7 protein-coding genes are annotated in these 10180 nt (G+C 75.1%); 2 read left to right on the plus strand and 5 right to left on the minus strand.

Going from position 1 to position 10180, the window contains the following annotated elements; all coding sequences use genetic code 11:
• Positions 1–54 precede the first annotated feature (54 nt).
• Positions 55–804 carry a Type 1 glutamine amidotransferase-like domain-containing protein gene (locus MXD60_RS23120; protein ID WP_248821449.1) on the minus strand — a complete coding sequence of 250 codons (750 nt, stop codon included), beginning with the start codon at positions 802–804 and terminating at the stop codon, positions 55–57.
• Positions 805–1050: 246 nt separating this feature from the next.
• Here MXD60_RS23120 and MXD60_RS23125 point away from each other — a divergent pair, with 246 nt between their 5' ends.
• Complete coding sequence (locus MXD60_RS23125; protein WP_248821442.1) at positions 1051–3006, plus strand: protein kinase family protein; 1956 nt, start codon at positions 1051–1053, stop codon at positions 3004–3006.
• 49 nt (positions 3007–3055) lie between these two features.
• On the opposite strand, the gene MXD60_RS23130 is transcribed toward MXD60_RS23125, so the two are convergent.
• From MXD60_RS23130 to MXD60_RS23145, 4 genes are all read right to left on the minus strand, one after another.
• Positions 3056–3967 carry a TIGR01777 family oxidoreductase gene (locus MXD60_RS23130; RefSeq protein ID WP_248821443.1) on the minus strand — a complete coding sequence of 304 codons (912 nt, stop codon included), beginning with the start codon at positions 3965–3967 and terminating at the stop codon, positions 3056–3058.
• Between the two features lie 89 nt (positions 3968–4056).
• A complete protein-coding gene (gene sucB, locus MXD60_RS23135) occupies positions 4057–5511 on the minus strand; it encodes a 2-oxoglutarate dehydrogenase, E2 component, dihydrolipoamide succinyltransferase (protein ID WP_308222578.1) in 1455 nt (484 codons plus the stop codon).
• Between the two features lie 81 nt (positions 5512–5592).
• Entirely contained in the window at positions 5593–6975 is a 1383-nt protein-coding gene (gene lpdA / locus MXD60_RS23140; RefSeq protein ID WP_248821445.1) for a dihydrolipoyl dehydrogenase, read from the minus strand.
• A 297-nt stretch (positions 6976–7272) separates the two neighbouring features.
• Entirely contained in the window at positions 7273–8850 is a 1578-nt protein-coding gene (locus tag MXD60_RS23145; RefSeq protein ID WP_248821446.1) for a leucyl aminopeptidase, read from the minus strand.
• 107 nt (positions 8851–8957) lie between these two features.
• On the opposite strand from MXD60_RS23145, the gene gcvT reads away from it, so the two are divergent.
• Positions 8958–10055, plus strand: coding sequence for a glycine cleavage system aminomethyltransferase GcvT (gene gcvT / locus MXD60_RS23150; protein ID WP_248821447.1), 1098 nt, complete (start codon positions 8958–8960; stop codon positions 10053–10055).
• Positions 10056–10180 lie beyond the last annotated feature (125 nt).

A 10180-nucleotide genomic window follows, 5' to 3' on the forward strand; every position in this document is an offset into this window, starting at 1 on the left:
GGGCGCCGCCGGTGGGCGCCGCCCGGGACGCCGCTGCGTCAGGCGGCGTCGGTGTCAGGTGCCGTCGGTGTCGTGTCCCTTCGCGCCGGGCAGCAGCCGGGGCACGATCGCGGTCTCCACCGCGGCGCCGTCCGCGCCGCGCTCGACCCGCCAGGCGCGCGCTCCGGGCCGGTCGGCGACCGCCTCCACCAGCTCCGCCCCACGGAAGTGCAGGCCGACCCCGTCGTCCGTGGCCCAGCCGGCGGGCAGCGTGCCGTCGGCGACCAGGCGCTGGTAGAGCGGGCGCCGACCGGGTTCCGAGTCGTAGTGCGGGGTGTTGCTGAACGGCAGCAGGCCCAGCCCGTTCGTCACCGGCCGCAGGTCCGGGCCGAACGAGTCGGTGGTGCCGCCGATGTGCCAGCACAGCGAACCCGCCGACACGCCGCCGAGGACGACGCCCGACTCCCATGCCTCGCGCATGATCTCGCCGAGCCCGTGCGCGGCCCACACGGCGAGCAGGTTCGCCACGCTGCCACCGCCGACCCAGATGACGGCCTGCGCCAGCAGGTGGGCCCGGATGTCGGGGACGTTGGGCATGGGAAACAGCGCCAGGTGGGACAGCAGCACGTCGGGGCGATCCCGGTTGACGGCCGCGTAGCCGCGGGCGTAGGCCGCCTGGTCGTCACCGAGGGCCGTCTGCAGCAGGCAGACCCGCGGGCGTTCGCCGGCAGCGGCCAGCTCGATCGCGTGGGTGAGGACCGGCCCGACCCGCGCCCCGTACCGGCCGTCAGGGAGGAAACCAGCGCTGGTGGCGAGGATCTGCACTCGGAAACGCTCCGGAGACTCGGTGGGCGGCACAGGCCGGGATCGTGCGACGCATCGACCGTACGCGCCGGCGATGATCGCGGTTGCCCGTCGTCGACAACCAGCTCCGCCGTCCACCGCCGCCACCGCCCACCATCGGTTGTGGTCGTCGACAGCCGTTCGACGGGCGGGTGATCGAAAAAAGTTATCCACAACCAGGTGAAGTCCTGTACTGCTGCACCTGATTTGCGCCTAGCGTCGCTACTTGTGACCTTCTCCGACGGTTCCGCCGACAGGCCGGTCGGACGCGCCGGCGGCGAGCCCGAGGTACCGGGAGTCAGCCTGCGCTCCCGGCCGCGGGACGCCGGCTCCGGGGAGCTCTGGGCCGGGCAGTTCGACCAGTCCGGCGTGGAGTGCGTCGTGCGGCGGGTGCGCCTTGCGCCGGACCCGGTGTTGCGTTCGGCGGCCATGTCGGCCGCGCGGGCCCTCGCCGAGCTGGAACATCCGCATCTGGTTCCGGTGCTGACGGCGCTGCCCACCGCCGACGGGCTCGCCGTGATCACCAGGCCGGTCGTCGGCGCGATCAGTCTCGCCCGGCTGCTGGTCGCGCGCGGCGCCCTGGACCCGGGTGAGGTCGTCACCGTCGGCCTGCCCATCGCCCAGGCGCTGGCCGTCGCGCACGAGGCCGGCGTCGTCCACGGCCGGCTGGAACCAGAGGACATCCTGCTCGAGCCGACCGGGCGGCCGGTGCTCGCGGGCGTCGGGGTGGCCGCGCTCGCCGACGCGGCTCGGCCCGATCCGATGCCCCCCGGCGCTGCCGCCGCGGACGTGCGCGACCTCGCCACGCTGCTGCTGGGGGCGATGCGGGAGGCCACGGGGCCGGAGGCGGCCGCGGTGGCGGTGGCGGTGGCCACCGCACTCGTCGATGATCCCCACCGGCGGCCGGGCGCCGGGGACCTCGCCGCCACCCTGGCGCGCAGCGCCACCCCGTTGCCCGTGCGCCTGGTCACCCCGGGCCAGCCCGACCCGGCTGGCCCGGCGGGCCCGGCCGAGCGGCCCGCCGATCCGCCGCTGCCATCCGCCCCGCCCCGCCGCACCGCGGACCGGCGGCCCAGACCGGGGGACCGGACCGGGCCAGCCGCAGACGACGGCGGTCGGGAGCCGGGCGGTGCCGGCGAAGCCGGGGAGGACGCGCGGCCGCGGCTGCTCGCGGGCGCTCGGCTGGGCCTGGGGCCCGAGGACGACAACGACGACGCGGACGGCGATGCCCACGGTGGGGCCGGGGGGCGGCCCGGGGAGGGCAGGCCCGGGCGGGGAGCGACCGGCGCGACCGCGGTCGATGCCGCGGAGCTGCTCGGGTCGCTGCCACCGCCGCCGAAGCGCTCGACACCGGGCCGACGGGCGGGCCGGGCCGCGACCCGGCCCGATCCTGTCGAGGTCGGGGCGGGCGATCGGCCGCCCGGCAGGTCCGTGGCCGGTCCCGGCCGGGCGCGGCCGGGGAGCACCGCCGGCTCGCCGTCCTCCGCCGCCGCGGCCGGGACCGGCGCGTCCACCGCCGGCAGGTCGGGCACCGGCGGCTCCGGTGGTCGGGCGGGCCGGGCCGCGGGCACTCGGCGGCCGCAGCGGGCAGGTGCCCGGCGCTACCGCTGGCTCCTGCCCGTCACCGCGGGGATCGGCCTGTTCGCGGTGGTGGTCGCCGCCGTTCTGCTGATGACGAGCCCGTCGGGGCACGACGCGGACGACGCCGCCTCGACGTCGCCGGGGTCGGCGACGTCGGCGCCCGGGGCGGCCAGCCATGACCCGACCGCCTCACCCGTCGCCAACCAGTCGCCCGAGCAGATCTGGCGCGGGGTGCTCGGCGCCCTCAACACGGCCCGCAGCCGAGCGTTCGAGCACGCGCAGGAATCGCTGCTGGCGGAGTCCGACGCGCCCGGCAGCCCCGCGTACAACGCGGACGTGAGCCTGATGCGGCAGGTCGTCGCCCTCGGAGCGCACTCCTCACCACTGCGCACCGTGATCGACGCCCTCGAGGTGCGCAGCGACACCGCCGACCGGACCGTCGTGCGGGTCACCGACCACCTCGACGCCTACGACTACCTTGACGCCAGCGGCCAGGTTGTCGGCCACAAGGACGCCAAATCCCCGCAGCGGCGCGATCTGGTGCTCGTCCGCACGACGTCCGGCTGGCGGGTGTCGGACACCGTGCCGATCACCGCCGGCTGACGCCGGCACCCCGCCCGAGGTCTCCGGTCCGACGTCAGCTGTCCGGAGGTCAGCTGTTCGTGGCGAGCAGCGCGCGCAGCGCGGTGTCGATGTCGGGATGGGTGAAGCGGAAGCCGGCGTCGCGCAGCACCACGGGGGCCAGCCGCTGGGAGGCGAGCACACCCTCGTCGGCGAACTCGCCGAGTGCCGCGCGCAGCGCGAAGCGCGGAACGGCGGCGAACGCCGGCCGGTGCAGCGCCGCGGCCAGCGCCGAGGTGAACCGGGTGTTCGTGACCGGCTCCGGGGCCACCAGATTCACCGGGCCCGCCGGCGCGTCCGCGCCGAGCAGGAACCGGGTCGCGGCGACGTGGTCGGCCAGGCTGATCCAGCTCAGCCACTGCCGGCCCGAACCCAGCCGGCCGCCGAGACCGAACCGGAACAGGGGCAGCTGGCGGGCGAGGCTGCCGCCCCGGGGGGACAGCACCACGCCGGTGCGCAGCGTGCTCAGGCGGATCCCCGCCGCCCGGGCCGGCTCGGCGGCGCCTTCCCAGTCCTCGACCAGGCGGGCGAGGAATCCCGCGCCGGCAGGTGCGGACTCGTCCAGCGGGCCGGACGCACCGCCCGCGTCCGTGCCGTACCAGCCGACGGCGCTGCCGGACAGCAACACCCGCGGGAGCGGGTCGAGCCGAGCCAGGGTGCGGGCGAGAAGATCCGTGCCGGCGATGCGGCTCTCACGCAGCACGTGACGGTAGGAGTCGGTCCAGCGGTGGTCACCGATGCCCGCGCCGGCGAGGTGGACGACCGCCTCGGCGCCGGCGAGGTCCGCCGGGGCGAGCTGGCCGGCGGCGGGATCCCAGCGGATCTCGCCGCCGGCCCGTGGCGGCCGGCGGACCAGGGTGCTCACCGCGTGCCCGTCGTCGCGCAGGGCGGGGACGAGCGTCGAGCCGATCAGGCCGGAGGCTCCGGTGACAACGATGCGCATAGCTGCCCATCGTCGCCGCCAGGTGCCCCGGAGGCGAGACGCCTGGCCGCCCCCGATCGGCCAGGCCAGGCGTCTCTGCGGTGCGGTGCCTACAGGCCGAGGTCGGCCTCGAAGGCACCCTCCTCCAGCCGCCGCTTGATGAAGGTCAGGAAGCGGGCGGCGTCGGCGCCGTCGACGATGCGGTGGTCGTAGGTCAGCGACAGGTACACCGACGACCGCACGGCGATGACCTCGCCGAGGTCGGGGTCGTCGATGACGGCCGGCTTCTTCGTGACGATGCCGGTGCCGAGGATGCCGACCTGCGGCTGGTTGAGGATCGGGGTGTCGAACAGGGCGCCCCGGCTGCCGGTGTTCGTCAGGGTGAAGGTGCCCCCGCCGAGCTCGTCCGGCGAGATCTTGTTCGACCGGGTGCGGCTGGCCAGATCGTCGATCTTGCGGGCCAGGCCGGTGAGGTTCAGGTCACCGGCGTTGTGGGCGACGGGGACGACCAGGCCGCGCTCGGAGTCCACGGCGATGCCGAGGTTCTCCTCGCCGTGGTAGGTGACCGTGCCGGCGTCGACGTCGATGCTGGCGTTGAGCTGCGGGAACTCGCGCAGCGCCTCGCAGGTCGCCAGCGCGAAGAACGGCAGGAACGACAGCTTGAGCCCCTCGCGGGCCTGGAACCCGGCCTTGGCCCGGTCCCGCAGCCGCGCGATGCGGGTGACGTCCACCTCGACGACGGTGGTGAGCTGCGCGCTGATCTGGAGCGACTCGACCATCCGCCGGGCGACCAGCGCCCGCAGGCGGGTGAGCTTCTCGGTCCGGCCGCGGACGGGGGTCGCCGCCGGGGTGGTGGCGGCCGGCGGGGCCTGGGGCGCGGTCCGCGCCGGCGCGGCGGCCGGAGCCGGGGCGCGGGGGGCGGGCGCGGGGGCCGGTGCGGCGCCGCCCGTGCGGGCCGCGTCCTGGATGTCCTGCTTGGTGATCCGGCCACCGGGGCCGGTGCCGTTCACGTCGCCGAGCTCCACGCCCAGCTCGGCCGCCATCTTGCGGACGAGCGGAGTGACGTACCGGCCGATCCCACCGTCGCCGTTGGCGGCTGCGGCGGGTGCCGGTGCCGGCTGGGCGGGTGCCGGCGCGGGCGGGGCCGGCGCGGGCGCGGGCGGCGGGATGGCCGCGGCGGGCTTCGCCGGCTCGGGCTCGGGCTCCGGCTCGGCGGCGGGCGCCTCGGCCGCGGGGGCCTCGGCCGGTGCCGCGGCGGCGGACCCGTCGTCGATCACGGCGAGTTCGACGCCGACTTCGACGGTCTCGTCCTCGGAGACCTTGATGGAGCTGATGACACCGGACGCGGGGGCAGGGATCTCGGTGTCGACCTTGTCCGTGCTGACCTCGAGGAGCGGCTCGTCGGCCTCGACGCGCTCACCCTCCTGCTTCAGCCAACGGGTGACGGTTCCCTCGGAGACACTTTCCCCGAGCCGGGGCATCGTGACAGATACAGACATGCTGGAACGACTCCTTCGTCGCGTCCGGCATCTGCACCGCGCGAGCGGCCGGCCGGAGGCGCTGATGCTGTGGCGTGGCCTCGGGTACGTGGACGGGTCGGGCTGCCGACCCGGGGGGAGTGCGTCGCCAGGCGTCCATGCGGGCGCCTAGCCGTGGACGTGCAGGGGCTTGCCGGCCAACGCGAGATGCGCCTCGCCGAGAGCCTCGGACAGGGTCGGATGGGGGTGGATGAGCTGGGCGACGTCGACCGCGAGCGCCTCCCAGTTCGTGATGAGCTGAGCCTCGGCGATGAGCTCGCCCACCCGGTCGCCCACCATGTGGACGCCGATGACGGGTCCGTCGGGCAGGGCCACCAGGGTCACCGCGCCGGCCGTCCGCAGGATCTGGGACTTGCCGTTGCCGGCGAGGTTGTACGTCAGGGTGCGGATCTCGCCGTGGCGTTCCCGGGCGGCCGCCGCGGTCAGTCCCACCGAGGCGACCTCGGGGTGGGAGTAGGTGACGCGCGGGACGTTGTCGTAGTCCAGCGGTGCCGGGCGCAGCCCGGCGAGCCGCTCGGCCACGTAGATGCCCTCGGCGAAGCCCACGTGGGCAAGCTGCAGGCCGGGGCGCAGGTCGCCGAGGGCGGAGACGGTGGGAACGTTCGTGCGCAGGTCGCCGTCCACCAGCACGTAGCCGCGGTCGGTCGCGATCCCGACCTCCTCGTAACCGAGGCCCGCCGAGACCGGTCCGCGGCCCACCGCGACGAGCAGCAGCTCGGCGTCGATGGTCGTACCGCTCTCCAGCGACACCGTCACGCCGTGGTCGGCGGTCTTCACCCCGGCGAAGCGGGCGCCGAGATGCTGGGTGATCCCGCGCTTGCGGAACGCCCGTTCCAGCAGCTTCGAGCTGGACTCGTCCTCGAGCGGCACGAGGTGCCCCAGCGCCTCGACGATCGTGACCTCGGCGCCGTAGGAACGCCACACCGAGGCGAACTCGCAGCCGATCGCGCCGGCCCCGAGCACCACGACGGACGCCGGCACCCGGTCGAGCACGAGGGCGTCGTCGCTGGTGATGACCCGCTCGTGGTCGATGTCGAGCCCGGGCAGGGTCTTCGCGTACGAACCGGTGGCGAGCAGCACATGCCGGCCCTCGACGACCCGGTCCCCGACGGCGACCGCCGTCGGCGACACGAGCCGGCCGGTGCCCTCGACGACCTCGATGCCACGTGACCTGATCAGCCCGGTCAGCCCCTTGAACAGGCCGGCGACGACCGAGTCCTTGTAGGAGTTGACCTTGGCCATGTCGATGCCGTCGAAGGTGGAGCGGATCCCGAAGGACTCGCTCTCGTTGATGTTGTCGACGATCTCCGCCGAGTGCAGCAGCGCCTTGGTCGGGATGCATCCGCGGTGCAGGCAGGTGCCGCCGAGCTTGTCCTTCTCGATGAGAACGACGCTCAGGCCGAGTTCCGCGGCGCGCAGCGCGGCGGCGTAACCACCGCTACCGCCGCCGAGGATGACCAGGTCGACGGGACCAGTCGCTGAATCTGCCACGCCTGGGGTCCCTTCTCGTTGACTGTGTGCAGGCCAGCGGGAGGCGCCGGTCGCGAGGGTGTCGTCGGGCCGGCACCACAGGCCACGACTGTCCACATCACGACTGTCCACATCACGACTGACCACATCACGTCGGTCCACATCACGTCGGTCCGAGCCCAGTCTTTCACGCCACCCGTCGCCATCCGCTCGGATGGGCACGTGGGGTACGTCGCCCATCGTCATCGCCTATCGCCAGCGCCTGATCGCCAGCGCCTGTCGCCGGCTCCGCGCCGGTACGGCCGAGCGCGCCCTGGGTCAGGCCGTGGGCGCCGCCGTGCCGGCGAGGTCCTCGGCGAGCTGGACGAGCGTGCGGACGATGACGCCGGTGCCGCCCTTGGCGGTGTGTCCGTAGGGCTCGCCGCCGTGCCACGACGGCCCGGCGATGTCGAGATGGGCCCAGTTCGCCTCGTCCGCGACGAAGGCGGCGAGGAAGTGGGCGGCGACGAGCATCCCGCCGTCGCGGCTGCCGCCCGGCGGCACGTTCGCGATGTCGGCGACCGCGGAGTCCAGGCCCTTGCGCAGCTCCGGCGGCAGCGGCATCGGCCAGACGCTCTCCCCGGCGGCCGCCGCCGCGGCGGTGACGGCCTCGACGCCGGTGCCGCGGCCCATCACCCCGCTGGTGCGCTGACCGAGGGAGACGATCTGGGCGCCGGTCAGCGTCGCCACGTCGACGATCAGCTCGGGGTTCTCCTCGGCGGCCCGGACCAGCGCGTCGGCGAGGACGAGCCGGCCCTCGGCGTCGGTGTTGAGCACCTCGACGCGCTTTCCGCCGCGCATGGTCAGCACGTCCGAGGGGCGGATCGCGTCGCCCGAGGGCATGTTCTCCGCGCAGGGCAGCCAGCCGACGACGGTGATCGGCAGCGTGAGGCGGGCGGCGGCGAGGACGGCGCCGAGGACCGACGCGGCGCCGGCCATGTCGGTCTTCATCCACTCCATCGCCGTCGGCGGCTTGAGCGACAGGCCACCGGAGTCGAACGTGATGCCCTTGCCGACCAGCGCGAGCGCGGGGTGCTCGGCGGAGCCGCCGCGCCATTCCAGCCGGATCAGCCGGGGCGGGTTCGCCGAGCCCTGGCCGACCCCGACGATCCCGCCGTAGCCGCCCTCGGCCAGCGCCGCCTCGTCGAGGACCTCGACGGCGACGCCGACCGCGGTGGCCCGTTCCACGGCGATGTCGGCGAGCTGCGCGGGGGACAGGTGGCTCGGCGGCGTGTTCACCAGGTCCCGGACCAGCGTGACGGATTCGGTGACGACGACGGCCCGGCTGATCTCGGTCTCGGCGAGCGCGAGGTCCGCGTCGGCGACGACGATCGTCAGGTCGGTGACGGGCTTCGGGCGGTCCTTCGCGGAGGTGGTGCGCAGCCCGTCGAACGCGTAGGCGCCGAGCAGGCCGCCCTCGGCCACGGCGCGCACGGCGCCGGCGGTGACGGTTCCGCCGGCGCCGGCCAGGGCGAGGCCGACGGACGCGGTGCCGGCCAGGGCGCGCACCGCGGCGCCGGCCGCGCGCCGCAGCACCTCGGCGTCGACCTGCTGGCCACCCTCTGTTCGCGGGCCACCGTCGGTCTCGGCGGGGGCTGCGGTGAGCGGCCCGAGGCCGGCGGCGACGACGGTCGCGGCGGGCAGCGCGCCGAGCGTCGCGAAGCGGATGACCTCGCCGGCCCGGCCGGTCGCGCCGAGCGAACCGAGGACCTCCGCGAGCCGGCCGCCCAGCGCCGCGTCGAGGTCGGCGGCGCCGTCGGCGACGACGAGGCCGTCCGCACCGATGGCGGTGCCGATCACCACGGCGTCCACAGGGAGATCGGTCAGGGCTGCGGAACTGGGCGCGATGGCGGTCATGAGGTGAGCGTATTGAACGAGTGGGGCGGGGCGTCCGCGCCGGGCCCCGGCGCCGGCGCTCGCGCGCTCGCCGGGCCGGCCGGCCCGGCGCCACTAGGCTGTCCGCCATGGCAGACCTGCGTCGATCTCCGCTCTACGACCGGCATGTCGATCTCGGCGCGAAGCTGGCCGGTTTCGGTGGCTGGGAGATGCCGATCGAGTACGCCGGACGCGGAGTGCTGGCCGAGCACCAGGCGGTCCGCGGCGCGGTGGGGGTCTTCGACGTCAGCCATCTCGGCAAGGCGGAGGTGGCCGGCCCCGGCGCCGCCGACTTCGTCAACGCCTGCCTGACGAACGACCTCGGCCGCATCGCTCCCGGGCAGGCCCAGTACACCCTGTGCTGCGACGACAACGGCGGGGTCGTCGACGATCTGATCGTCTATCTGTTCTCTGCCGATCGGGTGCTGCTCGTCCCGAACGCGGCGAACAACGCCGAGGTCGTCGCCCGGCTCGCGGCCGCGGCGCCGCCGGAGATCACCGTCACCGACCGGCACACCGCCTACGGCGTGCTCGCCGTGCAGGGCCCCGCGGCCCCCGAGCTCGTCGCCGCGCTCGGCCTGCCCACCGACGGGGCGTACATGAGCTACGCCGAGGCCGACTGGAAGGGCCACCCGGTGATCGTCTGCCGGTCCGGCTACACCGGCGAGCGCGGCTACGAACTGCTGCCGGCCTGGGACGACTCGCCCGCGCTGTGGGACGCGCTGCTCGCGGCCGGCGAGCCGCTCGGGGTGTCCCCGGCGGGCCTGGGCGCCCGCGACACGCTGCGCACCGAGATGGGCTACCCGCTGCACGGCCAGGACCTGTCGCCGTCGATCAGCCCGGTGCAGGCGCGGTCCGGCTGGGCGGTCGGCTGGGCCAAGGAGCGGTTCTGGGGCCGCGACGCCCTGCTCGCCGAACGCGAGGCCGGGGCCGCCCGCCTGCTCTGGGGGTTGCGCTCGACCAGCCGAGCGATCCCGCGGCCGCACATGGCCGTCACCTCGGCGGCCGGCGAGCCGCTCGGCGAGGTCACCAGCGGCACGTTCTCCCCGACCCTGCGCGAGGGCATCGGCCTGGCCCTGCTGGCCCGGGGCGTCGCCGAGGGCGACACCGTCAACGTCGACGTCCGCGGCCGGCCGAGCCCGATGACCGTCGTGCGCCCGCCGTTCGTGCCGTCCTCGCCGCGCTGACCTTCGCCACCGCGACGAGAGCCGCGCGGGCCGTCGGTCCGACCGTGTCCTAGCCCTGTCTTCCGCACGTGCGTGCAGTGAGACAGTTACTCGATCTCATGTTCGGATTGCGTCGGGATGATCGT

It is taken from the genome of Frankia sp. AgB32 (assembly GCF_023243045.1).
GTDB lineage: Bacteria > Actinomycetota > Actinomycetes > Frankiales > Frankiaceae > Frankia.

Excerpts from the sequence above, each read along its gene's own strand:
- MXD60_RS23145 (WP_248821446.1), bottom strand. The coding sequence starts at position 8,850 with ATGACCGCCATCGCGCCCAGTTCCGCAGCCCTGACCGATCTCCCTGTG.
- gcvT (WP_248821447.1), top strand. The coding sequence starts at position 8,958 with ATGGCAGACCTGCGTCGATCTCCGCTCTACGACCGGCATGTCGATCTC.
- MXD60_RS23130 (WP_248821443.1), bottom strand. The coding sequence starts at position 3,967 with ATGCGCATCGTTGTCACCGGAGCCTCCGGCCTGATCGGCTCGACGCTC.